The 24,151-nt window shown below is 56.5% G+C and carries 21 protein-coding genes; 5 read left to right on the forward strand and 16 right to left on the reverse strand.

Features of this window, described 5'->3' with window-relative positions; genetic code table 11:
* Positions 1-59: 59 nt before the first annotated feature.
* On the forward strand, positions 60-1,004 hold the full coding sequence (locus G6L28_RS17315; RefSeq protein ID WP_174065068.1) for an ABC transporter permease: 945 nt from the start codon (positions 60-62) through the stop codon (positions 1,002-1,004).
* Positions 1,001-1,819, forward strand: a complete 819-nt coding sequence (locus G6L28_RS17320; RefSeq protein ID WP_174065069.1) for an ABC transporter permease — start codon at positions 1,001-1,003, stop codon at positions 1,817-1,819. The genes G6L28_RS17315 and G6L28_RS17320 overlap by 4 nt, the downstream gene beginning before the upstream one ends.
* On the opposite strand, the gene G6L28_RS17325 is transcribed toward G6L28_RS17320, so the two are convergent.
* From G6L28_RS17325 to G6L28_RS17365, 9 genes are all read right to left on the reverse strand, one after another.
* Positions 1,820-3,394, reverse strand: coding sequence for an FGGY-family carbohydrate kinase (locus tag G6L28_RS17325; RefSeq protein WP_174065070.1), 1,575 nt, complete (start codon positions 3,392-3,394; stop codon positions 1,820-1,822). It abuts the gene before it with no gap.
* 155 nt (positions 3,395-3,549) lie between these two features.
* Positions 3,550-4,239, reverse strand: coding sequence for an HAD family hydrolase (locus G6L28_RS17330; RefSeq protein ID WP_174065071.1), 690 nt, complete (start codon positions 4,237-4,239; stop codon positions 3,550-3,552).
* A 4-nt stretch (positions 4,240-4,243) separates the two neighbouring features.
* Positions 4,244-5,728, reverse strand: coding sequence for a mannitol dehydrogenase family protein (locus tag G6L28_RS17335; protein ID WP_174065072.1), 1,485 nt, complete (start codon positions 5,726-5,728; stop codon positions 4,244-4,246).
* Between the two features lie 91 nt (positions 5,729-5,819).
* A complete protein-coding gene (locus tag G6L28_RS17340; protein WP_174065073.1) occupies positions 5,820-6,818 on the reverse strand; it encodes an ABC transporter ATP-binding protein in 999 nt (332 codons plus the stop codon).
* Positions 6,819-6,829: 11 nt separating this feature from the next.
* On the reverse strand, positions 6,830-7,654 hold the full coding sequence (locus G6L28_RS17345) for a carbohydrate ABC transporter permease (RefSeq protein ID WP_137395102.1): 825 nt from the start codon (positions 7,652-7,654) through the stop codon (positions 6,830-6,832).
* A gap of 10 nt (positions 7,655-7,664) precedes the next feature.
* Positions 7,665-8,537: a carbohydrate ABC transporter permease gene (locus G6L28_RS17350; protein ID WP_174065074.1), complete on the reverse strand. Its 873-nt coding sequence runs from the start codon at positions 8,535-8,537 to the stop codon at positions 7,665-7,667.
* A 123-nt stretch (positions 8,538-8,660) separates the two neighbouring features.
* Positions 8,661-9,974: an ABC transporter substrate-binding protein gene (locus G6L28_RS17355; protein ID WP_174065075.1), complete on the reverse strand. Its 1,314-nt coding sequence runs from the start codon at positions 9,972-9,974 to the stop codon at positions 8,661-8,663.
* A 143-nt stretch (positions 9,975-10,117) separates the two neighbouring features.
* Positions 10,118-11,071 carry a sugar-binding transcriptional regulator gene (locus tag G6L28_RS17360; protein WP_174065076.1) on the reverse strand — a complete coding sequence of 318 codons (954 nt, stop codon included), beginning with the start codon at positions 11,069-11,071 and terminating at the stop codon, positions 10,118-10,120.
* A gap of 163 nt (positions 11,072-11,234) precedes the next feature.
* Complete coding sequence (locus G6L28_RS17365; protein WP_174065077.1) at positions 11,235-12,524, reverse strand: Gfo/Idh/MocA family oxidoreductase; 1,290 nt, start codon at positions 12,522-12,524, stop codon at positions 11,235-11,237.
* Between the two features lie 298 nt (positions 12,525-12,822).
* On the opposite strand from G6L28_RS17365, the gene G6L28_RS17370 reads away from it, so the two are divergent.
* Positions 12,823-14,982 (forward strand): methyl-accepting chemotaxis protein, encoded by a 2,160-nt coding sequence (locus G6L28_RS17370; protein ID WP_202033691.1) that lies wholly within the window; start codon positions 12,823-12,825, stop codon positions 14,980-14,982.
* Positions 14,983-15,004: 22 nt separating this feature from the next.
* On the opposite strand, the gene G6L28_RS17375 is transcribed toward G6L28_RS17370, so the two are convergent.
* The 4 genes from G6L28_RS17375 to G6L28_RS17390 all read right to left on the reverse strand — a co-directional run bounded on the left by G6L28_RS17375 (position 15,005) and on the right by G6L28_RS17390 (position 19,895).
* Positions 15,005-16,087, reverse strand: a complete 1,083-nt coding sequence (locus G6L28_RS17375) for an RHE_PE00001 family protein (protein ID WP_174065078.1) — start codon at positions 16,085-16,087, stop codon at positions 15,005-15,007.
* Between the two features lie 99 nt (positions 16,088-16,186).
* Positions 16,187-17,515, reverse strand: coding sequence for an ATP-binding protein (locus tag G6L28_RS17380; protein ID WP_174065079.1), 1,329 nt, complete (start codon positions 17,513-17,515; stop codon positions 16,187-16,189).
* Positions 17,516-17,519: 4 nt separating this feature from the next.
* Positions 17,520-18,173, reverse strand: coding sequence for a response regulator (locus G6L28_RS17385; RefSeq protein ID WP_174065080.1), 654 nt, complete (start codon positions 18,171-18,173; stop codon positions 17,520-17,522).
* A 66-nt stretch (positions 18,174-18,239) separates the two neighbouring features.
* Complete coding sequence (locus G6L28_RS17390) at positions 18,240-19,895, reverse strand: phosphoethanolamine transferase (protein WP_272955851.1); 1,656 nt, start codon at positions 19,893-19,895, stop codon at positions 18,240-18,242.
* Positions 19,896-20,203: 308 nt separating this feature from the next.
* On the opposite strand from G6L28_RS17390, the gene G6L28_RS17395 reads away from it, so the two are divergent.
* The gene (locus G6L28_RS17395) at positions 20,204-20,800 is read left to right on the forward strand and encodes a hypothetical protein (RefSeq protein ID WP_202033693.1); all 597 of its coding nucleotides are present in this window, start codon (positions 20,204-20,206) and stop codon (positions 20,798-20,800) included.
* Here G6L28_RS17395 and G6L28_RS17400 read toward each other — a convergent pair whose 3' ends face one another.
* Complete coding sequence (locus G6L28_RS17400) at positions 20,801-21,817, reverse strand: DNA topoisomerase IB (RefSeq protein ID WP_174065082.1); 1,017 nt, start codon at positions 21,815-21,817, stop codon at positions 20,801-20,803. It abuts the gene before it with no gap.
* 116 nt (positions 21,818-21,933) lie between these two features.
* Entirely contained in the window at positions 21,934-23,151 is a 1,218-nt protein-coding gene (locus G6L28_RS17405) for a PQQ-dependent sugar dehydrogenase (protein ID WP_174065083.1), read from the reverse strand.
* Between the two features lie 190 nt (positions 23,152-23,341).
* Between G6L28_RS17405 and G6L28_RS17410 the strand changes: the two genes are divergently transcribed.
* Positions 23,342-23,527: a hypothetical protein gene (locus G6L28_RS17410; RefSeq protein ID WP_174065084.1), complete on the forward strand. Its 186-nt coding sequence runs from the start codon at positions 23,342-23,344 to the stop codon at positions 23,525-23,527.
* Here G6L28_RS17410 and G6L28_RS17415 read toward each other — a convergent pair.
* A complete protein-coding gene (locus tag G6L28_RS17415) occupies positions 23,524-24,147 on the reverse strand; it encodes a class I SAM-dependent methyltransferase (protein ID WP_174065085.1) in 624 nt (207 codons plus the stop codon). The genes G6L28_RS17410 and G6L28_RS17415 overlap by 4 nt on opposite strands.
* Positions 24,148-24,151 lie beyond the last annotated feature (4 nt).

The following is a 24,151-nucleotide window of genomic DNA, read 5'->3' on the forward strand; positions in this document are numbered from 1 at the left end:
GGAATGAGGGTGGATAGGCTCGCAAATGTTGTGCGCCATCACGCAGGATTGCATCTGACATGACAGCTCTCATTTCGAAACGCCTCCTCAGCCTCATCGCAACCCTTCTCGTCGTCTCATTCCTCATCATGGGCCTGCTGCCGGGTGATCCCGCAGCCATCATGCTCGGCACCTCCGCAAGCCCCGATACGCTCGCAGCATTGCAAAAACAGATGGGCCTCGATCAGCCTCTTTTACTGCGTTATATCGGCTGGCTTACCGGCGTCGTTTCGGGAAATTTGGGGCAGTCCTATACCTACGGCGTTCCGGTCATGGGCCTCATTCTGGAGCGCTTGAGCGTTACGCTACCGCTGGCGATGATGGCAGTCACTCTTTCCATCCTCATCGCATTGCCGCTCGGCGTCTGGGCCGCGCAGCATCGCAACGGACCGCTTGATTTCGTCGTGGGTCTCTTTGCCCAATCGAGCATTGCCGTTCCCGGTTTTGGGGTCGGTTTGTTGTTGATCATGCTATTCTCGACGGCTCTCGGCTGGATGCCAGCCGGTGGTTTTCCAGGTTGGGGTGTGGGGTTTGGACCGTCACTCAAGGCGCTCGTGCTTCCGGCGATTGCCTTGTCATTATCGCAGGCGGGTGTGTTGACGCGGGTGTGTCGCTCTGCCGTCTTGGAGGTTTTGAACGAGGATTTCGTTCGCACTGTTCGCGCCAAGGGCATCAGCGATGCGGCCATTCTCTGGAAACATGTGTTGCCAAATGCCCTGATCCCGGTCGTCACCATGGTTGGCCTGCAATTCACCTTCCTGATTGCGGGTGCGGTGCTGGTGGAAAACGTCTTCAACCTGCCAGGCCTAGGAAGGCTTGCCTATCAGGCGCTGACACAGCGCGATATCGTGGTGATGCAATCCGTCGTGCTGTTTTTCTGCTCACTTGTCATTGTGATGAATTTCCTTGTCGACATAGCATATCTCTTCATCGACCCGCGTTTGCGGGTGAAGGTACGAAGATGAGACTGCTTTCCCGCCAGCCAGCCTTCTTCGCCGGTGCTGTCATCGTTAGCATTCTGCTTGCCATGGCGCTGCTTTCACTCGTGTGGACCCCCGCGCCGCCTACGAAAATCCAGATTCTTGCCAAGCTGAAACCGCCGTTTGAGGCTGGGCTGCTGGGCACGGATCATTTCGGGCGGGACGTCCTGTCCATGCTCATGGTTGGAGCGTGGAATTCTCTGTTCACATCGGTCATTGCCGTTGCGATTGGCGCGTCGATTGGAAGTCTTGTCGGCATTATCGCGGCCGCGCAACGCGGTATCTTGGAAGCTGCACTGATGCGGCTCTGCGATATCATCTTTGCACTGCCGCCCATTCTGTCTGCGATGATGCTCGGTGCCTTTATCGGCTCCGGTCGCTTTACCGCCATCATCGCCATCGGCACATTCATGGTGCCAGTCTTTGCGCGGCTGACCTGTGGGGCGGCGCTGCAGATGTGGGCGCGGGATTTCGTGCTGGCGGCGGAAAGCATCGGGCGTAGCAAGATGGGTATCACCTTTTCTCACATCCTGCCGAACCTCGCCAATCTCATCATCGTGCAGATCAGCATTCAGCTGGGACTGGCGATCCTGACGGAGGCGGGACTGAGCTTCCTCGGCCTAGGCATGCCGCCGCCGACTCCCACCTGGGGCCGTATGCTGTGGGAAGCGCAGACATATCTCGGCACTGCACCTTGGCTGGCGATCCTGCCGGGCCTCATGATCGCGCTTGCCGTTATGGGCTTCAATCTAATGGGTGACGGGTTGCGTGACATGCTCGACCCTCGGTCAAGGCGCTAGTTAAAGCCGATCAAGCTCCTCGCGGTGGCGATACATTGCCAGAAACCGCTGGTAGTCGCGCTCATAAGCGCCACGGCGCGCGGGGTTGGCGGTGAGCTCCCGATATCCGGAATACATTGCGCTCCCTGCTGCAACCAGTCCCTCATGGATACCGCCTGCCGATGCTGCTGTCATCGCTGTGCCAAGCAGAACCGCATCGGTGGTGCCTGGGACGATGATGCGTTTGCCCGTGATATCGGCATAAAGCTCCATCAACAGGGGGTTATGGATATGTCCACCTGCGACGTGAAGGGTTTCGACGCGGTAGCCGAAGCCCTCCATCGCATCCAGAACATGTCGAGTGCTAAGCGCAATCGACACGGCGGTACGCCAGTAGAGCGCGCATAGGCTGTCGAACGATGTGTCGAGCGTCAACCCGCTGATAACGCCGCGCGCATGCGGATCGGCAAGGGGAGAACGGTTGCCATGAAAGTCCGGCAGAACATGCAGGCGCTCGGCGAATTTATCTCCCTCGTGCGACCGCAATTCCTGAACCCGTCTTACGATACGGGCATGGAGAGTTGTCGTGGGCTCTCCACCCGCAGAATGTAGCCGCACGATGTGGTCGAGCAAAGCACCGGTTGCCGATTGGCCACCTTCCACCAGCCAATGGCCGGGAAGGGCGGCCTGCCAATATGGCCCCCAAAGGCTACGACCCGGCATGGATTTACCGGTGAGCGTAACAAGGCAACTGGAGGTTCCAGCAATCAGCGCGACGCTGCTCTCGACATTCGATTCTAGGCTACCGCCAAGGGCGCCCAAGGCACCCGCATAGGCATCGATCATGCCTGCTGCCACATGGCAGCCAGTATCTAGACCGAGTTCTTTTGCTGCCTGCGTGGACAGGGTGCCGAGGCTTGCGCCAGGCAAGATTGTATCCTTGGGGAGCCCGCCACGCTCAAGCAGATCGCCAACTCCTGCATGTTCCAGATAATCCTGCTGCCAGCCTTGTTCTTCATGTGCCAGGAAATTCCACTTGGCGGTCAACGTGCAGTTGGAACGTTTGGTAGTACCGCTCGCCCTCCACGTCAGGAAATCCGCGAGATCGAAGAAATAGCCTGCCTTCGACCAGCTTTGCGGCAGGTGCTTTTTCAGCCACATCAGCTTGGGCATCTGCATTTCGGGCGAAATCGAGCCGCCTGCGAAATCCAGCACCCGATGGCCGGATGCCGTCAGGAAATCGGCCTCGGTAATCGCGCGGTGGTCGAGCCAGACGATGGTGTCGAAACGGGCTTCGCCGGTTGTGGAGACCGAAATCGGTTCACCGGATTTGCCGCGCATGACGAGAGAGCAGGTGGCATCGAAACCGATGGCGGCGACTTCATCCGCTGGAATGGCCGCTTCCACCATCGCAGCGCGCACGGAAAGGCATACGGCGTTCCAGATATCTTCGGAATCATGCTCTGCATGATTTTCCTTCGGCCTGTTCATGATTATGGGATGGGTCGCGCGAGACTGCAAATTGCCCTTGGCATCGAAAACGCCCGCTCGCGCGCTGCCTGTTCCGACATCGACCGCAACAAGATATTGACGCATTCCCCTCATTCCTGTCCTTGTGACAGGAAACTAGTCGACGCGCGTCTGCGCGGCGGGAAAAGTTCTTTCAGCCCAAGGACTTGGGCTGACTGGATTCCTGTGACAAGCACAGGAATGAGGGAGGAGTAGGTGTCGATGGTCACGTTAGCCAGCCTTCATTCTGGAGCCCTAAGGTTCCTCGTGCCGACAAGTTGAACCAAATCCGGCATGGCGTCAAACAACAGATCGGGCTCCAGACCGGCAATCTGCTCCCGGAATGCGGGAAAGCGCGCGTGAGAACCACCTGTAAAAGCGAAAACGCACATACCGGCAGCCTTCGCCGCCAGAATGCCCGCCGGGCTGTCTTCGATAACGATACAGTTGGCGGGATCGACGCCCATCTGGCTTGCCGCGTAAAGGAAGAGATCGGGTGCTGGCTTGCCGTTCTTGACCATGGTCGCACTGAAAATATGTGGCTCGAATTTTTCAAGCAGCCCTGTCAGTCCGAGCGAGTAACGAATGCGCTCCGGCTGACTTGAGGATGCCACGCAACGCGGCATTTCAAGGCGGTCCAGCGTTTCTGCCATGCCTTCGATTGCTTTGAGTTCCAGCCGAAAACGCTCAAACAGGGCACTGCGCATGTGATCGAGAAAATCGATATCGGTTTCGATACCGTATTCTTCCCAGAGCGTTGCGGTCATGCTGGCAAGGCTGCGACCAAGGAAGCGCTGATAGGCCTCTTCCTCGGTCAGTTCGACGCCCAGATGGGCGAGCATATCGATTAGGACGGCGACTGAAACCGGCTCGCTATCGACGAGAACACCGTCGCAGTCGAAGATCAGCAGGGGGCCGGTTTCGCTTGGCATAAGATCAGCTTTCGGTGAGTTTATTGTCCAGATAGAGTTGCAGGGTATTGGCGGTGCCTTCGCTCCACAGCGTCTTTAGAGCATGAGCGAAGCGCTTGCGGAAGAGATCGGAATTGGCGACGTCTCCGAAAATATCGGACAAGGCCAGAAACGCCATCGGGTCGTCCTTCGCCTTGATTGCCGCTGCCTTCAAACGTTCGGCACTGGCATCGTTGAAGACGATCTCCTTGCCGCTGTCCGACGTGCCGTAGAAATAGCGGCACCACAGCGCCGATACCAGCGAGAGACCAACGATATCGTCACCCTTTGCCAGACGATCCGCTGTCGATGGCAGGATGAATTTCGGCTGGCGGTTGGAGCCATCCTGCGCCAGACGCGGAATGGTGTCGCCGATCTTCGGATTGAGGAAGCGGCGCTCGATCAGGTCGAAATATTCGTTGAGATTGGTGTCCGGTACCGGCGGGATGATCGGGATGATCTCTTCCTTTTCGAGTTTGGCCAGAAAAGCGCGGATCAGCGGATGCTCCATCGCCTCATGCACGAAATGGATATCGAGCAGTGCTGCCGGATAGGCAATAGCCGCATGGCCACCATTGAGGATGCGGATCTTCATATGCTCATAAGGCGCAACGTCAGGCACGAACTGCACACCGACCTTTTCCAGCGCCGGGCGACCGGCGGGGAACTTGTCCTCCATCACCCACTGCTTGAACTCTTCGCAGAAGACCGGCCAATTGTCCTCAATGCCGAAATCATCGCGTGCGATGCTTTTTTCGCGATCACCCGTTGCGGGCGTGATGCGGTCCACCATGGAATTGGGGAAGGACACGTTTTCGCCGATCCAGTTGGCGAAGGCAGGGTCGGACAGGGCCGCTAGACCAACGACCGCGTTTTTGGTGACCTTGCCATTATGCGGAATGTTATCGCAGGACATGACGGTGAAGGGCTGCAAGCCCTTGTCGCGGCGGGCGCGCAAACCGGCGACGATGAGGCCGAAAACCGTTTTTGGCGAAGCTGGGTTTTTGCCATCCTCGGCAATGGCGGGATGCTGCGGGTTGAACGAGCCTGATGCATCTATGAAATATCCGCCTTCCGTGATCGTCATTGAGACGATGCGAATATTCGGGTCTGAAAGCGCTTCGATGATCGCCTTAGTGTCGCCAACCGGAAGAATATCGATCATCGGTCCCGTCACGCGGGCGGCGGTGCGGTTGTTGTCCTGCTCGACAACAGTCGTCAGAAAATCCTGTGCCGCGAGTTTCTCACGCATGGCCGTATCGGACGGCAGAACGCCTGCGCCGATGATCGCCCAGTCATGGTCCGCGCCGGTGTTGAACAGATCGTCTAGATAGATCCCCTGATGTGCGCGGTGGAAATTGCCGACACCGAAATGGACGATGCCTGGGGATAGATCGTTGCGGGAGTAGGACGGAACCGCCGCTGTGGCCTTTGCCTGATCAAGCGTTGCAAGGGATAGTTTGCACGTCATGAGACAATCCTCGAATAAATGTCGGTCATGGCCCGGCGCATCGGGTGCGCCCGGTCCTTCGCGTTAATGACTGGTCAAAAAGGGATCGAGGTTAGATCGCCAATCCCTTGTCGTTGAACTTGTGAACCTTGCTCTCATCAGGCGTGATGAAGACCGTATCGCCGTGCTGGCAAGCAAACTCGCCACCGGCGCGGGCGGTTATCATGCCGATGCCATCGACATCGATATGCAGGAAGGTGTCGGAGCCGAGATGCTCGGCCACCGAGACCGTACCGCGCCACAACCCGCTCTCTTTGGACAGCAGCAGATGTTCCGGGCGAACGCCTGCCGTATGCGCGCCCTTGCCTTGCGCATATTCGCCCTTGACGAGGTTCATGCGCGGCGAGCCGATGAAGCCCGCAACGAAGAGATTGGCGGGGTTGCGATAAAGATCAAGAGGCGAGCCGACCTGCTCGATATTGCCGCGATTGAGCACCACGATCTTGTCGGCCATGGTCATGGCTTCCACTTGATCGTGGGTGACGTAGATCATCGTGGTCTTGAGTTGATTGTGAAGATCGCTGATCTCAAGCCGCATCGTGCCGCGAAGGGCAGCATCGAGGTTCGACAAGGGTTCATCGAACAGGAAGGCGGAAGGTTCGCGCACGATTGCGCGACCAATGGCGACGCGCTGGCGCTGGCCGCCCGAAAGCTGCGACGGACGGCGGTCCAGATAATCCGTCAGGTTGAGGATAGCCGCAGCATCATTGACCTTCTTGTCGATGGCGGATTTTTCCATCTTTGCCATCTTCAGCGGAAAGCCGATATTGTTGCGGACCGACATATGCGGATAAAGCGCGTAAGACTGGAACACCATGGCAAGTCCGCGTTCGGCGGGTGCCCTTTCGGTCACGTCCTTGCCATCGATGACGATCTGGCCGCCGCTGACATCTTCAAGCCCCGCGATCAAGCGCAGTAGCGTGGACTTGCCGCAACCGGATGGCCCGACGAAGACCACGAACTCGCCATCCTCGATATCGAGATTGATGGAGGGAATGACCTTGGCGTCACCGAAAACCTTGGAAACGTTTTTAAGCGAAATGCTGCCCATTGTTGTTTTCCTTATTTCACCGCGCCAAAGGTCAGGCCGCGAACGAGTTGTTTCTGACTGAACCAGCCAAGCACGAGGATCGGAGCAATCGCCATCATCGAGGCTGCGGAAAGCTTTGCCCAGAACAGGCCTTGAGGCGACGAGAAGGAGGCGATGAAGGCCGTCAGCGGTGCTGCATTTGTGGTCGTCAGGCGAATGGTCCAGAAGGATTCGTTCCACGCCAGAATGATATTGAGAAGAAGCGTAGACGCTATGCCGGGAACAGCCATCGGCGTCAGAACGTATATGATCTCGTTCCATAGCGACGCGCCGTCCATGCGGGCCGCTTCAAGAATTTCACCCGGAATTTCCCGGAAGTAAGTGTAGAGCATCCACACCACGATCGGCAGGTTGATCATGGTCAGCATGATCGTGAGGCCGATGCGCGTATCGAGCAGCCCTGCATTGCGGAACATCAGATAGATCGGCACCAGCACTGCAACTGCCGGCATCATTTTGGTGGAGAGCATCCACATCAGAATGTCCTTGGTGCGTTTGGTCGGCGAGAACGCCATAGCCCATGCTGCCGGAATGGCGATGATCAGTGCCAGAATGGTGGAGCCGACCGACAGGACGACCGAATTCATGAAGGGCTTGAAGTAATCGCGTTGCGTATTGACCGTGATGTAGTTTTCCAGCGTGCCCGATGGCCAGAGGCTAAAGCCCGCAATGGCTTCCGGCTCCGTCTTGATGGAGGTGAGGAAGGCATAGAGGATCGGGAAGAAGAGGATGAGCGCGACCACCCACGCGGCAATGGAAAAGCCGATCTTTGAGCGGGTAGAGACTTTACGAGCCATGATACGTCTCCTAGCGATCGAGGTTCTTGCCGACGGCGCGCATCAGGAAGATGGCGACGATGTTGGCGAGTACGATGGCGATGATGCCGCCAGCCGATGCGCCACCCACGTCATATCCAAGAAGCGCGGTGCGGTAGATCAGGAACGGCAGGTTGGTCGAGGCATAGCCCGGTCCGCCATTGGTGGTGACGAGAATTTCGGCATAGACGCCCAGAAGGAAGATCGTCTGGATAAGGATGACGACGGTGATCGCCCGCGCCAGATGCGGCAGCGTCAGATAGATGAAGCGGTTGAAGAAATTCGCGCCATCCATTTCGGCTGCTTCCTTCTGCTCTCCGTCCAGGGACTGAAGGGCGGTCAGAATGATCAGCGTTGCAAAGGGCAGCCACTGCCATGCCACGATGATGACGATGGACAGAAGCGGAAATTGCGAGAACCAGTCTATGGGTTGGAAACCGAAGAACCTGTTCAGGTCCGCAAGCACGCCGTATCCGGGGTGCATGATCATGTTCTTCCAGATCAATGCAGCGACTGGTGGCATGACGAAGAAAGGCGAGATCACCAGAATGCGCACGACGCCCTGTCCGAAGATCGGCTGGTCCAAGAGAAGCGCAATGGCGGTGCCGCCGATGATGGTGATGAGCAAGACACCGCCGACGATGACGAGCGTGTTCCAGATGGACTGGAAGAAGGCCGGATCGGTGTAGAAGAATTTATAGTTGAACAGGCCAGCAAAGCTGACATTGGTCGGGTTCAGAAGATTGTAGTTCTGGAAGGAGAACCACAGCGTCATCGCCAGCGGCACGATCATCCAGATCAGAAGCAGGAAGACGGAGGGCGCCATCATCACGCGCGCCAGATTTCTGGTATTTTGCGTCGCCATAAGCTGCCCTCCCAATGTCGCGCGCGGTTGAACCCGCAGGCGGTGTCGTTCTTCTTTTATTGGTGACTGTCTGTCCAAGTGGCCGCCGCCCGGCGGATTGCCGGACGACGGTCTTCGGGAGGATTACTTGATGTAACCGGCGCGCGTCATTTCACGCGTTGCGGTGGACTGGGCGCCTGCAAGCGCATCGTCGACCGAGGACTGGCCTGCAACGACCGCGGAGAAGAGCTGACCGACCGTGGTGCCGAGCGACTGGAACTCGGGGATCGCCACGAACTGACCACCCGTGTAAGGCACGGGCTTGACGGTCGGCTTGGTGATGTCGGCTGCGTTCATTGCCGCAAGCGTCGTCTTGGCGAATGGCGCTGCCTTCTCGTAGTCCGCATTCTTGTAGAGCGAGGTGCGCGTGCCCGGAGGAACGTTTGCCCAGCCTTCCTTGGAAGCGACGAGTGCGGAATAGTCCTTGCTGGTTGCCCAGGAAATGAACTTTTCAGCCGCATCGGCCTTTTTCGAGCTCTTCGGGATGGCAAGGTTCCAAGACCACAGCCAGTTGCCATGGTTCTTCAGCTCGCCATGCGTCGGGAACAGCGCATAGCCGACCTTGTCCGCAACCGTCGAATCCTTGGGGTTGGACACGAAGGACGCAGCGACGGTCGCATCGATCCACATACCGCACTTGCCCTGCTGGAACAGCGTCAGGTTTTCGTTGAAGCCGTTGGAAGCTGCACCGGACGGACCGGCATCCTTCATCAGATCCACGTAGAACTGGAGAGAGCTCTTCCATTCAGGCTGATCGAACTGAGGCTTCCAGTTTTCATCGAACCAGCGACCGCCAAACGAGTTGTTCAGCGCGGTGATGAAGGCCATGTTCTCACCCCAGCCCGCCTTGCCGCGCAGGCAGATGCCGTTGATATCGGTATTGCGGTCGGTGATCTTGCGGGCCGCATCGCCGATGAATTCCCATGTCGGGTTTTCCGGCATCTTCAGACCCGCTTTTTCAAACAGGTCCTTGCGGTACATGATCATTGCGGATTCGCCGTAGAACGGTGCCGCATAGAGTTTGCCGTCAACCGTCAGGCCGCCCTTGATGGACGGCAGCATGTCGTTGACGTCATAGTTGTCGCCGAGCTTTTCGAGCGGCAGAAGCCAGCCCTGTTTTGCCCAGATCGGAACTTCATAGTTGCCGATGGTCATGATGTCGTACTGGCCGCCATTGGTGGCGATATCCGTCGTCACGCGTTCGCGCAGGACGTTTTCTTCCAGCGTGACCCATTCAACCTGAATGTCCGGGTTCTTGTCGGTAAATTCCTTCGTCAGGCCCTGCATGCGGATCATATCACCGTTGTTGACGGTGGCGATGGTCAGCGTTTCTGCGGAAGCGAGGCCCGAAAAGGCGAGAGCCGAGCACGCGCCCAGCAGAAGTGTCTTCAATGTCATGATCTTCCTCCCAGAAGAAAATTATGAGCATTCGCTTTGCTCGAGGGCAATTACTCACTTTTGGGCATCAAAAGTCAAGCATCATCCTGCGCTGCGATGCACAAGTAATAGCTAAAATACTGATTTTATTTGCAAATTATTGCTCAATTGGCGAGCAAATACTCGGCGGAGTGCTCATCCGTAATGATGCCATTCAGCAATCCGCCCCGCAGCGCAGCAAGGATTGCGGGTGATTTTCTCTTGCCTTGAGCAATGCCGATGACGGTGCAGGTTTCCCGGGACGGCACCGGAACGGAGGCGACCCGATCATTGATCGGATTGTTCATGATCCTGCCGTCGCCATCATAGAACCAGCCGCAGATTTCTCCGGCAGCCCCCTCAGCGATCAGGCGCTTCATCTCGTCTACGGCAATGAAGCCATCGAGACAAAGCGGTGCGTTTTCGCCCAATTCGCCGACGCCGACGAAAGTGACGTTCGCCGCCGCCCCAAGTGCCAGATTGGAGCGAACCAAAGACTGCTCATGCAGCAATTCCCGCTCTTCCGCCGAAGGGCAGAGTACCGGCAGCGGCATGGGAAAATGCCGGGCCTTAATGGCATCCGCCATGGAGAAGATGACATTGTAATAGGCCGCAGAACCATCGGGTCCGATATTGCCGGTCAGGGAGACGATGCGGTGCTGTGGACATTCCATGGGCGGCAACTGATCGACGGCAGCCCTCAGCGTTCGCCCCGTGCCGATTGCAAGTACGATGGGCTCGGGCGTGCGGAGCCATCGCTCGATTTCTGCAGCACCCGCTTCGGCGATACCGACGGTGGATGAAATCCCTGTCGGATCGCTAGGCACGACTTCGACATGCTTCAGAGAAAAGCGTTGCCGCAGAGCCTGCGCTTTTTCCAAACACGCGGCGATGGGGTGATCGAGCCTGACCTTGATCAGGCGTTCGGCAACCGCGAGAGAGACGAGCCTTTGTGCTGACTGGCGGGAAATTCCCATTGCGGCGGCAATCTCATCCTGTGTTCGACCCGCGACATAATACAGCCAGCCAGCCCTTGCCGCATCGTCTAACCGCCCACCGCTATCGGATCGCCTGGCCATGCACCTGCCTTTACGTCAAATTTTATAATTGCTGACATTTTTCGCAGGGATATGTCAAACGTCTTGGCCGCCTGGCGACATGTTCGGCGGCGGCGTTCGGATGGCGTCGGCGCCATGCATTTTAAGGCAGCGCAGACGCTCTCAAGGATTTGGGCGACACGTTTCAGATTTGTATGCCGCGAGATATTAGCATCGTGCGAATGTTGACTGCCGATCCTGTTTCGATCGAAGCGTTTGCCGCGATACCGGTCAGGATCGACCAAGCGCCTGATACGTGGTCGGAAGCGCGGTTGAACCTGTCTGGCTCCATGCCGGTGGGGTCGAAGATGTAGCCGAGCATAACGGGATCTGCGCCGCCGTGGCTGCCTTTGACCTTCGGTACGTCAACGGCTTTTGGAGCCTCTCCGGCAAGATGAATTGAAGTCGTGACTGCCTCTTCATCGGCATGGTCACGCACCCCGCCAAACACCCCGTGAACCTCGATGTGCTTGTGGACGATTTCTCCCTTGGTCCCCTGGAAGCGAATCTCCAGACCTTCCCAAGGTGAGTAGGCCGTCAAGGTATAGTTTGCGGTAGCGCCGGAGGCGTAACGTATATGTGCCTGCATAGTGTCTTCGATGCCGATATCTGCGTCGAAAACGCATCTGTCACGGAAGTAACCGTCTTCGCCCTCGGCGTCGAGATAAAGCGCTTTCAGCTGCTCATCGGCAGACAAATCCAGCCTAAAAGCGCAGCGCTGCGCGACGGGACAGTCTGTGCAACGCGGCCCATGATCCGCAAGGCCAAGCTCGACTGCAGTTTCCGGTCTGTAGAACGCACGCTGGCCGGACGCGAAAACCTCCGTAGGAACGGAGGCCAGCCACCAGTTCAAAAGGTCGAAATGGTGGGTGGATTTATGAACCAGCAAGCCGCCGGAATTCTCCTTGTGCCGATGCCAGCGCCGGAAATAATCGGCGCCATGAACGCGGTCGAGATGCCAGCGGAAATCGACTGCGGTTATCTGACCTATCATGCCTGACGCCAGCATTTCCTTTATCTGCGTGCGCGCGGGCGAATAACGATAGTTGAAGGTCACCATGACCCTCTGCCCTGTGCGCGCTTGTGCATCCACGATTTGCTTCAATCGGGAAAGATCGATCGTCAACGGCTTTTCGCAAATGACATCACAACCGGCTTCGAACGCTTTTATGATGTATTCGGAATGCAGAAAATCGGGCGTTGCGACAACGACCGTATCCGGCCTCTGTTCGGCAATCAGTTGGTCGAAGTTATCTGCGAGATAAGTGGCAACACCGTTTGTTCCGGGTTTTGAAATCGCGCGTGCCGCTTCGCCTAGCCGATGGGCGTTCGTATCGCACAAGGCAACGATCTCATGTTTGTCGGAATAATCTTCCGTAACGGAAGCGCGGAACATCTTATGTCGGGAACCGCAGCCGACTATTGCTATTTTCACGTCTCTTCCCTTTGCATTGTCATGTCAGAAGCCAGCCGTCGAAGGTGCGCACAATCCTCCACACACCATAAGCACTCATTTTAGGTCTGGCTAACTGATAATACGCTTAGATTAGATTCATAATATCATTTCTGGCAAGGCAAATGCGATGGAAGCGTTATGAAAATTATGCGGGTTTTGCCCGACGAACGCGCCCGAATTTGCCGATTATTTATCATTTTCGATAATAATATTGTAGAGAACAAATAGGGGTCCCGTTCATGGGAAGTATATTCAGATCAGTTCAGGCAAACTCGTATTGGCAACAGGGACCGCTATTACCTGTATCCTCATTGCCTACACCGCATTTAATGTCGCTGCCGTCAAGGAGCGGACGGAGCGTGACGTCATGGCGCTTGCGGCGGAAAAAGCCAGTGTCGTCAGCCAGGATCTGGCAGCCGGTATTACAGAAGCGACATCTGCAAGTGCCGCACTTGCCGCCACTTTGACCGGATTCCTGAACGACGGTACGCGCAGCCGCTCCGACATAATTGCCATGATCAAGGCCGTTGCTCCGCAGTATCCGAGCGTTTTCGGCGCATGGATGTGTGAACTGATTGACGGCAAAACGCCGAAGCCAAGCCTTGGGCCTGAGGGATTGAACAAGGAGGGCATTTTTACGCCCTATTGGACGAAGGGCGATAATGGGCAAATGGAGTTCTCCACTTGGACCATCAAGCCTGCTGACGAATATTACGACCGTGTGCTGAAAACCGGACAGCCGATCATCACATCACCCTATCTTACTGGCATGAAGAAGCTGGTGACGTCTGTCTCTGTGCCAATGAAGATCGATGGAAACATCGTCGGCCTTGCTGGCGTCGATATCAAGCTTGATGACCTCACGGCGTCGCTTGCAACGATGAAGCCGTTCGAAGGCGGTCGGGTCATGCTGCTAGCGAATAACGGCAAATGGCTTGCGCATCCCGATGCAGGCCACCTGATGACGGATTATACGGAAACCGGTGCAGATGCAGTTAAGGCTGCGCTGGCAGACGGGAAGATGAAGGTCATCTCGGATATGCCGGACGGCTCGGTCCGTCTTATCTATCCCTTCACAGCCACTGGAATGAATACGACCTGGGCGGCGGTTCTCGATATTCCGCCAGCTGTTTTCTCCGCACCGGTCTGGCAGCAGGTTTACAGCACCCTCATCGGTGGCCTGCTCATTCTTTTTGTGACGCTCGGCGTAATACTGCTGGCCACACAAATGCTTATCAAAAAGCCGTTGACGGGCGTGCTTGGAGCGGTTCGCAAGATGGCGGACGGTAATTACACGCATGAGGTCAAACAGACCGGCCGTCAGGATGAACTGGGAAGCCTGACCTCGGCACTTGAAAAATTCAGAACGGCGCTGTCCCGTGGCGAGCAGATGCAGGCGGAGCAGGAAATGCTTCAGCAGCAGATCGAAGTCGACCGCAAGCGCCAGGGCGAGCTCGATAATGCTAAAGCGGAAGACCTGCGCCATTTCGTGGAACTGGTGCAGAGCCGGTTCGATATTCTCGCTTCCGGCGACCTGACGGTTCGCATGAGCGAACGCGTCGCACCGGAATTCGATAGCATCCGCCAGAATTTCAATGCGTCCGTCTCCACTCTGGAAGAAACGATCAGTGGCGTCGTTCATGCGGTTTACACCATCCGCTCCGGCCTCGGTGAGATATCGACGGCTTCGAATGATCTGGCGCGGCGCACCGAACAGCAGGCTGCTGCTCTGGAGGAGACCGTCGCCGCACTTGGTGAAGTTACGCGTGGCGTCAACGAAACTGCAGACGGTGCCAACAGCGCGCAGCAGACCGTGAATGTCGCACGCGGGGATGCCGAAAAGGGCGGCCAGGTCGTCGCCCGTGCGATTGCCGCAATGACTGAAATCCAGGGATCTTCCAGCAAGATCGGCAATATCATCAGCGTTATCGACGAGATCGCTTTCCAGACCAACCTGCTTGCGCTCAATGCCGGTGTCGAAGCGGCCCGTGCGGGTGAGGCGGGCAAGGGTTTTGCCGTCGTTGCACAGGAAGTCCGCGAACTCGCGCAGCGTTCCGCTCAGGCCGCCAAGGAAATCAAGGAATTGATTTCCACGTCGTCCTCGCAGGTCGAATCCGGTGTCAATCTGGTTGAGGAAACCGGTTCCTCGCTGGGCAAAATCGTTGAGCAGGTTCTGGGCATGAGCCAGACCGTGAACCAGATTGCATCTAACGCACGCGAACAGGCGATCAGCCTCCGCGAAGTGTCATCGGCAGCCGACCAGATGGACAAGGTCACTCAGCAAAATGCTGCGATGGTTGAGGAAACCACGGCCGCCGCACAGAGCCTATCACAGGAAACCGAAAGCCTTGCTACGATGATTGGTCGGTTCAAGGTCGGGCAGTCACAGGCTCAGCGTCCGCAAGGAGACTATCAGCGCTACGCCATGGCAAGCTGATCTCCCCGACCAAACGGGATCGTTAAACAGCACCCCAGGCGCGGAACCGTCCGCGCCCGGTTACTTCACGAAGCTCAAGCTGGTTTGCAAGGCCGACAGCGCCCTGCGGCGTCGTTCCCAAGGCTTTGACGATCATCGCAGTCGAAACCACCGGGCGCGCCAATACGAGCTCGGCAAGTTCCGGTAGCCGTGAATTGGAGCGTCGGCCGGAAAGCCGCCGGTCCATCCGCTTCTTGGCGTTTAGCAGGCGGTCGTGCTCCTTAAGACCCAGCATGGCGGTTTCAATAAAGCCATCGAGTATGGCACTCAGCCGCTCAACTTCACTTTTTGCGCGTCTACGCTCTCGGGAAATTGACCGTAACCCGGTGTTTACAGCGGGAAGGTGAGATAGCCCCTGTTGCCGAAGCAGAACCGCAGCCAACTGACGGCCAAGCCATGGGCTGCGCTGCAATACCTCCATCTCATTCCACGCGTCCAGCATGACCGCAGCGAGCGGGGCAGGGGGGAGTCCGTGCCACTGTTTGAGGCGTTGCTGCCACTGTTTCAGTCTCCTATCTTTGTCCCAATCAGAGTCGTCGTACAGAGATTGATCTACAGCAGTGGTAAGCACGGGCTTCTGTTCTAATATCGCGTCCAGGGTTGCGGAACTGCGGGCGAGCAGGGCATCCATTTCCACAAGTTCGTCCGTTAGCAATGCATCGCCCTCCGTCGAAGATCGTGGCGCCACGTCTGCAATGTCGTTGGAACTCGACGACATTTGGCCTTTGCCGCGCAGCTGTGAGATCCCTGCGTCACTCAGCGCCCAGTCAGGTTCCTGCCCGAAGATCAACCGTCGCATACGAAGAATGCGATGAGCATTGATCATTTCGTGGGTGGGCGCACGCACGTCCATCTGAGCATCGTGAAGCGCTAGATCCTCGATGTGAACAAGCTCGCCGTCCAGCCACAAGGAGGATACCGCGTCGAAAAAATCCTGCCGTTCCAGAAACCCTGTCCTAATCGGCGAACGAGCCACGCGTTCGTCCAGGCGGGCGAGGGCTTCGGTCGCTTTAACCAATGGATTGAGCAGTTCCGAAAGCGAAAGCTGTGTCGTGTGATCGGCCATCTGCCGTTTTTAATACAGAGTTGCTTGTGAAAGCAATCTCGCCATTCACTTTCAAATTCTTATCCAGCGATATGTTGTTTATACATTGAAGACCGAAATTCAGACCTTCGGTATATCGATCCGGGCTTCAAAGCCCTGCTTTCTGCCGCTGGCGGGAGACGAGAGCGTAAGAGAGCCGTTCATTCTGTCGGCGAGGTTCTTGACGATGGCGAGCCCCAGACCGGAGCCGCTGGCCTGCGTCGGTCCGCGTGTGAAACGCGTTGTCAGGCGTGGCATAAGTGTATTGTCGAGCGTTGGACCATCATTGACAACGCGAATGCAATTTTCAGTATCGATATAGACATCGACCGCACTTCCCTCGGGGCTGTGAACAAGTGCGTTTTCCAGAAGATTGCGAACAGCAATACCGAAAGCGTCCGGGTTGATCATGCCTTGCAGATTGACGTCCGGCGATTGGTGAAGGTGAATGCGGCCTGCACCCAGTTCCGACCGGCTGAGGTCTTCGACAAGTAGTTCCACGACAGGAAAGAGGTCTGCGATGGTCTCCGAGGCACCGATACCCGCTTCTGCCCGCGACATCTGGAGAAGCTTTTCGGAAAGCTGGGCGAGGTGAGACAGGGAACGTTCGATCTGAGAGAGACGCGGCGCGAACTCTGGCGTAATATCTGCTTGCAGGCGCTGGGCCTGCGCGAGAGCTCCAGCAATGGGTGTACGCAATTCATGTGCGCTGTTGGATGCGAAAGAGCGTTCCGATTCCAGCGCGGATCGCAACCGCTCTAGCAAAAGATTTACGGAGCGTGCAATCGGGTGAAGTTCCGAAGGGAGTTGTGCGGAATCGACCGGCGCAAGGTTGCCGCTGTCCTTGGTCCCGATTTCGTCTCGCAGAACCTGAATAGGTGCCAGCGTTTTGCGAATGACGAGAATGACGGCGACGATGCTGGCGGGAATGAGAATCAGGACCGGCAATATCAGCGCTGTCCCGGCCTCGACAATTGCCTCACGCCGGTTTGCAAAAGCATCTGCCACTTGAAGATAGAGTTCGCCGTCTGGAGTGGAGACGGTATAGATACGCTGCGATTGCGTATCGGCGAAGCCGGGTGTCAGCGGCACATCGAAAGGTTCTGCCGCACTTTCATGGGAACGAAGGATCACCTCTCCCTCCCGGTCTCGAACCTGATAGGTCAGATATTCCGTGTCCTGCTCGGACTGGAGAAGGCGGCGTTGGGCTATGGGACTACGGTCGCGGAAACCCTCGGTGATGAGAGGCAGAAGCCGATCCGCTGTCTCCTGCACGCTGCTGTCGAAAATCTCCGCAAACTCATCCTGCATCACCATGATGCCGAGCCCGGACGCAACGAGCCAGGATAGGGATAATACACTCATCAATGCGACGACCATTCGGCGGGTCATGCTTTCGCGGCGCTTCATTGTTTCACCTGATCGTGTAGCCAAGTCCGCGAACCGTTTCGACGCGGTCTGAACCGATTTTCTTGCGCAGCCGACTGATGTAGACTTCGACCGTATTGCTTTCGATCTCTGCGCCAAACTCGTAAAGCGTTTCATGCAACTGGTTCTTGGATACGACCGCGCCGGGTCTTTCCACCAGCTTTTCCAGCACCGCCCATTCGCGCGCACTGAGCGTCAGCGCCTTGCCGTCGACGACGATGTTACGAGCGACCTGATCGATCTCGATACCCGGCAGGCGAACGACGGGAGCGGATCGCCCCTCGTATCGGCGTGAGACGGCCAGCATGCGCGCCGTCAATTCCCCGAGATTGAACGGTTTGACGAGATAGTCGTCAGCACCCGCGTTCAGTCCCTCTATCCTGTCCGTGACCTGATCGTGGGCGGTGAGAATGATGACGGGCGTCGGGTCGTTGCTACGGCGTAAACCCCGCAGTAGTGTCAACCCTTCTCCGTCGGGCAAGCGCAAGTCCAGGAGGACCAGGCCGTAACTGACTGTCTGTGTTGCGGCCGTAGCGTCATTCAGCGTCTTGAACCAGTCGACGGCGTGGCCTGCGGCAGCCACGTGGTCGCGCAACGCTTCTCCCAGCACATAATCGTCTTCGACCAGTAGAACCCGCAAGTTCGCTCCGCTCCTGCCACCCGAAATGGGTATCGCTTCGGGGGCATTTGCGCAAGCACCTCGCTATCAGGCATTGGGTCTGGAGACGCAGCCGCTAAACACATCGAGCGACGGATCGTAGACCGAGGTGGAGATGTTCATCATGCCAAGAATACTGTGGAAGAAGTTATCGTGAGATTTGCCGCCGGCTTTCGCCTGATTGGCAAGACATGCCTTGTCCAACCCCATCGATTTGGCAAAATCGTTATCGAACCATACGAGAAATGGCACGTGCGTCTGTTCAGCAGGAGCCAGCATGTAAGGCGCGCCATGCAAGTAGAGCCCATTTTCACCAAGCGACTCGCCGTGGTCTGAAGCATAGATCATGCCGGTCGCCAGCTTGTCCTTGCGCGCCTTCAGCTTGTCTATGATGCTGGACAGGAAGTGGTCGGTATAGAGGATTGTATTGTCGTAGGAGTTGACGATTTCCGCATCCTTGCAGTTGGCGAGTTCGGCGGTCCGGCAGTCCGGTGTGAATTTGCGGAAGGCATCGGTGTAGCGGTCGTGATAGGTCGGACCGTGACTTCCGAGCTGGTGCAGCACGATAACGCTGTCTTTGGTGACCTGATTAAGCCAGCTGTCCAGCCGGTCCAGGAATATGTCGTCGCGGCATTCGCCGGAGGGGCAAAACTGTGGATCGCGCGTAGAGGTCAGATCGAAATAGGGGATACGGTCGGCGACGTTCTTGCTGCCGGTATTGTTATCCCACCAGCGGGCATCAACGCCCGCATGTACGAGCACATCCAGCACGTTTTCATTGGAGAGCGCCTTGCTGTGGCTATATTCGGTACGCGGAAAACGGGAGAACATGCAGGGAATGGAAATAGCCGTTGCGGTGCCGCAGCTGACGGTGCTTGGGAAATAGACGACATCGCGCGTCTTCAGCTCAGGATTGGTTTCGCGCTGATAGCCGTTCAGGGAGAAATTGGCTGCACGCGCGGTCTCGCCCGCAACGATAATAGTCACGCGTGGCTTCGTCACCCCACCCAGCGCAGGTAGAATCTTCGCATCCTGCCCTGTCGGCGTCACGGTCAGCTTCGCTTCCTTGTCCACCTGAGAGAAGTAGTGAATCGTGGAAGAGATCGGGGTGACGGGGTTCAGGCTCTTGACGATATCCTTGTGCTGGCGAACGGCAGTGGTGAAAGTCTTGGAGTTTGCCGCACCGATAGCGCCGACGACTACGAGGCAGGCCAAAACGCTGACTGTATTCCAAAAGAGCTTGCCGAGGATATTATGATGGCGAACACGGACGACCATCAACACGATCATTGGCAACAATCCATAAAGCACCAGGTGCAACAGGAACGCTGGCGTTATGAGGTTGCCCGCTTCATTGGTTGTAGTTTCGAAGGCATTGCGCACCATGTCGCTGTCGATGACAGCGCCGAATCGATCCATGAACCATGAGGACACCGCCGCGATGCCGATGAGAATCATGAAGACCGGCTTCATGACGTACTTGGCGGAAAAGAAGATCAGAACCGCCGAGAACAGTGCGATCATTGCAATGTAAAGAGCGTAGATCGCGACAGGGTAAGGCGACAGATAGGAATCTACCTTTGCCCAGAACGTATGATTGGTGAAGAATACCAGATAAAGCGCAGTCATGATGCTGAGCGAAATGCTGCCAATTTCCGGTCTTTTGAAAAGACTGCGATCAATATTCGTTACCAAAATCGTCAAGTGCATGCTCCCGCGCCGTGAATTCATGCTCGTGCTTGGGTTCTGGATATATCGCAGCGAGCATTCATGGACCTTTGAAGGCGAATTCTGACACGAAGCTGAACGCGCAAGCGGCGGCTGGCACATACGGTAATCGTTGCCCAATTGTTAAAATAAACCACTAAAAATGCGTGGGTTTTCCTTTTCTTCGTTATCTGCAAATCTGCTTTTGTCGCAGTGCAGCGATAGTTTCTCTAGCCCCCGGCCTTCTGCCCTTCTGTCAGGTTACGTTCCCAAACCTGGATCGCTGAAACGAAATGGATGTCCTGATGACGATGCTGACCTTGTCAAAAACGTTGCTGCTGACTTCTTTCCTTCTTCCGGCAACGGCATATGCAGTCGAAGATTTTCCCGCGCTGGATCAGGTTGCGTTGATGAGCGTTGCGAAGAAAAGCGATCTTGTTGGCACCGCAACAAAAACCAAGGAGGTCGATGCCCGCCCGGCCTTGCCGGGTGAGATCGTCATTACCTTTATCAAGGGACAGGGAGTGGAGAAACGGTCGAAACCTGCGGAAGAAGGTGATTGGGTCGTTCGAAACCGCTGCGAGGAAACCGGTAACGAAGAGGTTCTCGTCAAAGCCAGGTACTTCCCAAAGAGTTATGGAGAACCGGTTTCGCCGTCCACTGTTTCTGGCTACATGGCGTTCAAGCCAAAAAGCGGAGAAATGAACTATTTTATCGTGCCGGAAGAATGGGGCGCCTTCAACTTCAAGGCTCCGACCGGGGATACGATGCTGGCCATGCCAGGCGATGCCATCGTACAGGTTTCATCCGATGAGGCGGAAACATACAGAGTTGCTGGCCCCGCGTTCGAATGCACTTACGATGTCGTCGTACCGGCGAAGATGGTAACGGCACTCCGATAGTCAGGGCAGAAATGCCAGAAGCCGCCGCTCATCCGCCCGCAGACCCGAAATAGCTTTCACATCGGATTGCAAGATCTTGCGAAGTTTCCGGATCGATTTTTCTTCCGTAGCGAGATCAAGCACAGCAGGGTGAACGTAGCTCTTGCGGCAGATCGCGGGCGTATTCGAAAGCTCCTGAGCTGCGGCCTCGCACATGCTTTTTATGGTTGGCTCTTCCTGTTCTGAAACACGCTTGGCGGCGTGGCAGAAGGCAGCCAGCGTTCCGCCCCAGGTTCGAAATGTTTTCGCGGAAATGCCTTCGCCTGCTGTTTCTGACAGGTAGGCGTTTAGCGCGCTGGAATCGATCGGGTGGACGATGTGGTTCTCGTCCTGCCATACAAACAACTGCTTTCCCGGCAGATCCGATATCTCTTCCAGAATCTGTTGAAGACGTGGATGCTTAAGTTGACGGCGTACCTTCTGTCTACCCTTGGCCGCGAAACGCAACTCGATCGTTTCGCCCAGAGTGACATGACGCTTGAGCAGTGTGGTTGCGCCGTAGGTTCCGTTGCTTTCCAGATATGCTTTGTTGCCGACCCTTAAGTAAGCCGCATCAAGCAGAAGAACGAGTGCCGCAAGGGTTACATATTGGCTATGCACCTGCTTTTCGATGTCGGATATTGCGCGTCTGCGAATGGCAGGTAGCGCCTCCCCGAATGCTTTCAACTGATAGAATTTCGTTTCGCCGCGGAAGGAATGCCATTCCGGGTGGTAGCGATACTGCTTGCGTCCGCGCGCATCATATCCCGTTGCCTGAAGGTGACCGGTAGGGTCAAGGCAAATCCAGACTTTTTCATAAGCGGGAGGAATGCTGAGCGTTCTGATCCTCGTTATTTCCAGCGCGTCCGCCAGCCGGGTGCCATCCGGCAAGCGGTAGGAGAACCCCTTGCCTCGTCGTTCGCGGGAGATGCCCGGTTCCTGATCGTTGACATAGGTTAGTCCGATCTTTTGCAGAAGGCGTGTGGGATGCTGGTTCATGGTCACTCGAACTCACTGAAGGACTGTCCGAATTAACTCCATGGGCCAAATGTCAGTTCCCAGCAAAATGGGAGCGGAATGAACCGCTCCCAAACAATTTTTATCAACGGCAGATGTTACGCACCGGGTGCAAGCCGCAGGATTTGCGAACCGCCACCGCCTCGTGTCTCGGTCACCGCGTAAACCGCGCCATCGCTGCCGACCTTCACGTCCCGGATACGGGCCTCCAATGGCAGGCGTCCTTCTGTGACTACTTTCTCTCCGTCCACCTTCAAGACGACTATGCCTTGGCTGACCAGCCCACCAATGAGAAAGGTGCCCTTCCATTCGGGGATCGCATCGCTATCGTAATAGGCCATGCCAGAAGGGCCGATAACTGGGTCCCAGTAGTAGACAGGCTGCTCCATGCCTTCCTTCGCTGTCACGCCTTCTCCGACCTTGCCGCCGCTGTACTCGATGCCATAGGTGATGACCGGCCAGCCGTAGTTCAGGCCAGCTTTCGGAAGGTTCAGTTCGTCTCCACCCTTGGGGCCGTGTTCCACGGTCCACAAGCGTCCTTCTGCGTCGACTGCGGCAGACTGGATGTTGCGGTGGCCATAGCTCCAGATTTCCGGCAGGGCATTTTCGCGACCGATGAACGGATTGCCTTCGATGGCCTTTCCGTCTGTATCGATACGAAAGACCTTGCCAAGGCCGCTGGCGATGTCCTGAGCCTGAACGCGAGGTTCTCTATCCGAGCGCTCGCCGACAGTGACGTATAGTTCCTTGTTCGTCCCGAAGGCCAATCTCGAACCATAGTGCTTGTCGCCATCATAGGTTGGGGTCTGTCTGAAGATGACTTTCGTGTCTTCCAGCGCGGCCTTCCCACTGTTTTCCACCAGCTTTGCCGATGCGACCGATGTGCCGTTGCCGCCATCGTGCGGTTCGGAGAATGAGAAGTAGATCATGCCGGACGTTTCGAAATCTGGCGCGAGTGCGATATCGAGAAGGCCGCCCTGTCCTGATGCATCCACTTCCGGCACGCCTTCCAGCGGCTCGCTCGCCTTGCCGTCAGCAACGATATGCATCGTGCCTTCCTTAGCCGACACCAGCATACGACCATCAGGCAGGAGTTCCAGCGCCCAAAGGTTCGGCAGGCCTTCCGCAACGACAGTTTTCTGAAGCGACGGCATTTTTTCCGGTTGCGGTGCCCTCGTCTGCCCTTCAAAAGCTGGTTTCTGATTTGGGGCATTGGGCGCGCCGGTTTCCACAGCCGTGCCCGTTTGGGCTATCGCGGGAAATGCAAGGCACGCCGATAGAAATGTGGTTGTGAGCAACTGCAGTGCGCGGTTCATATGTCTCCCTTCCGTCCAAATAATAAACCAATGAGCCGGGAACATGTGGGGCGAGATTTCGTTCACGCTATGGCTCTCAACAAAACTTGAACGTGCCGTGTACGTGGCTGAATACTAGTTCTTGCCCCTCTAATTTTAGCGGGAACTGAAAACTCCCTCCGGCGTTTCATGTCGTCGGATAGGAGACGTCATGCAAATTTTGGATAATACCGAGCTTGAGGCAACTGAAATCAAGCCTGTACTCAGTGTCGTGGAATTTTGCCGCAGATACCGGCTGGATGAAGCGGAGGAGATTCGATTGCGCAAGCTTTTCGGAGAATTTGCCTCCCGTCATGAACTCTTGATGAATGCTCAGCGCAAGGCAGTCTTTCGCTAATCTTCTGGGAGATCGTCCTTGAAAATCATGAACACGTCATAGCGCGTGTTCTTGCCAATGATCTGGTGCGAGGGGCTGCGAATTCCCGCCATAGGCGCAGCCCTCAGAGGCCACTTCAGAATGACGCGTTTGCTGGCGCTGGCAAGCGCGATTTCCATAAGTTCGGTCTGGTCAGGATCGGAACCGACGACATCCCGTAAAACCCTCATTTCCTTTTTCACCAGTGCCGTATTTTGCCTTGGCGGATGCATGGGGTCGACAACGATCACCTCCGGCTGCAGGGATTTTAGAAGTTCGCGAGAATCGCCGTGAAGCAGCGTCATGCGCGAAACGATTTCCTTGTAAATTTCGCCTTCGTTTTTTGCCCGTTCGATACCTTCGGCAAGATGTGCATGCATTTCCGGCGAGCGTTCGATGAGCGTTACCTCGGCACCCAGTGACGCCAGAAGGAAGGCGTCGCGGCCTAATCCTGCCGTTGCATCCACGATCTTAGGCGTACGGCCTTTGCTGAACCCCGCCGCTTTCGGCAGAGCCTGCCCGCGCCCTTCGCCAGAACGAAGCCGATGGCCGACTGCTCCACCAACGAAATCGACAATGAAGCTTTCGTCTTTTCTTTCCATGGTC

Source organism: Agrobacterium larrymoorei, assembly GCF_013322225.1.
Lineage (GTDB): Bacteria > Pseudomonadota > Alphaproteobacteria > Rhizobiales > Rhizobiaceae > Agrobacterium > Agrobacterium larrymoorei_A.

Excerpts from the sequence above, each read along its gene's own strand:
- G6L28_RS17315 (WP_174065068.1), top strand. The coding sequence starts at position 60 with ATGACAGCTCTCATTTCGAAACGCCTCCTCAGCCTCATCGCAACCCTT.
- G6L28_RS17320 (WP_174065069.1), top strand. The coding sequence starts at position 1,001 with ATGAGACTGCTTTCCCGCCAGCCAGCCTTCTTCGCCGGTGCTGTCATC.
- G6L28_RS17325 (WP_174065070.1), bottom strand. The coding sequence starts at position 3,394 with ATGCGTCAATATCTTGTTGCGGTCGATGTCGGAACAGGCAGCGCGCGA.
- G6L28_RS17330 (WP_174065071.1), bottom strand. The coding sequence starts at position 4,239 with ATGCCAAGCGAAACCGGCCCCCTGCTGATCTTCGACTGCGACGGTGTT.
- G6L28_RS17335 (WP_174065072.1), bottom strand. The coding sequence starts at position 5,728 with ATGACGTGCAAACTATCCCTTGCAACGCTTGATCAGGCAAAGGCCACA.
- G6L28_RS17340 (WP_174065073.1), bottom strand. The coding sequence starts at position 6,818 with ATGGGCAGCATTTCGCTTAAAAACGTTTCCAAGGTTTTCGGTGACGCC.
- G6L28_RS17345 (WP_137395102.1), bottom strand. The coding sequence starts at position 7,654 with ATGGCTCGTAAAGTCTCTACCCGCTCAAAGATCGGCTTTTCCATTGCC.
- G6L28_RS17350 (WP_174065074.1), bottom strand. The coding sequence starts at position 8,537 with ATGGCGACGCAAAATACCAGAAATCTGGCGCGCGTGATGATGGCGCCC.
- G6L28_RS17355 (WP_174065075.1), bottom strand. The coding sequence starts at position 9,974 with ATGACATTGAAGACACTTCTGCTGGGCGCGTGCTCGGCTCTCGCCTTT.
- G6L28_RS17360 (WP_174065076.1), bottom strand. The coding sequence starts at position 11,071 with ATGGCCAGGCGATCCGATAGCGGTGGGCGGTTAGACGATGCGGCAAGG.
- G6L28_RS17375 (WP_174065078.1), bottom strand. The coding sequence starts at position 16,087 with ATGGCCGATCACACGACACAGCTTTCGCTTTCGGAACTGCTCAATCCA.
- G6L28_RS17380 (WP_174065079.1), bottom strand. The coding sequence starts at position 17,515 with ATGAAGCGCCGCGAAAGCATGACCCGCCGAATGGTCGTCGCATTGATG.
- G6L28_RS17395 (WP_202033693.1), top strand. The coding sequence starts at position 20,204 with ATGACGATGCTGACCTTGTCAAAAACGTTGCTGCTGACTTCTTTCCTT.
- G6L28_RS17400 (WP_174065082.1), bottom strand. The coding sequence starts at position 21,817 with ATGAACCAGCATCCCACACGCCTTCTGCAAAAGATCGGACTAACCTAT.
- G6L28_RS17405 (WP_174065083.1), bottom strand. The coding sequence starts at position 23,151 with ATGAACCGCGCACTGCAGTTGCTCACAACCACATTTCTATCGGCGTGC.
- G6L28_RS17410 (WP_174065084.1), top strand. The coding sequence starts at position 23,342 with ATGCAAATTTTGGATAATACCGAGCTTGAGGCAACTGAAATCAAGCCT.
- G6L28_RS17415 (WP_174065085.1), bottom strand. The coding sequence starts at position 24,147 with ATGGAAAGAAAAGACGAAAGCTTCATTGTCGATTTCGTTGGTGGAGCA.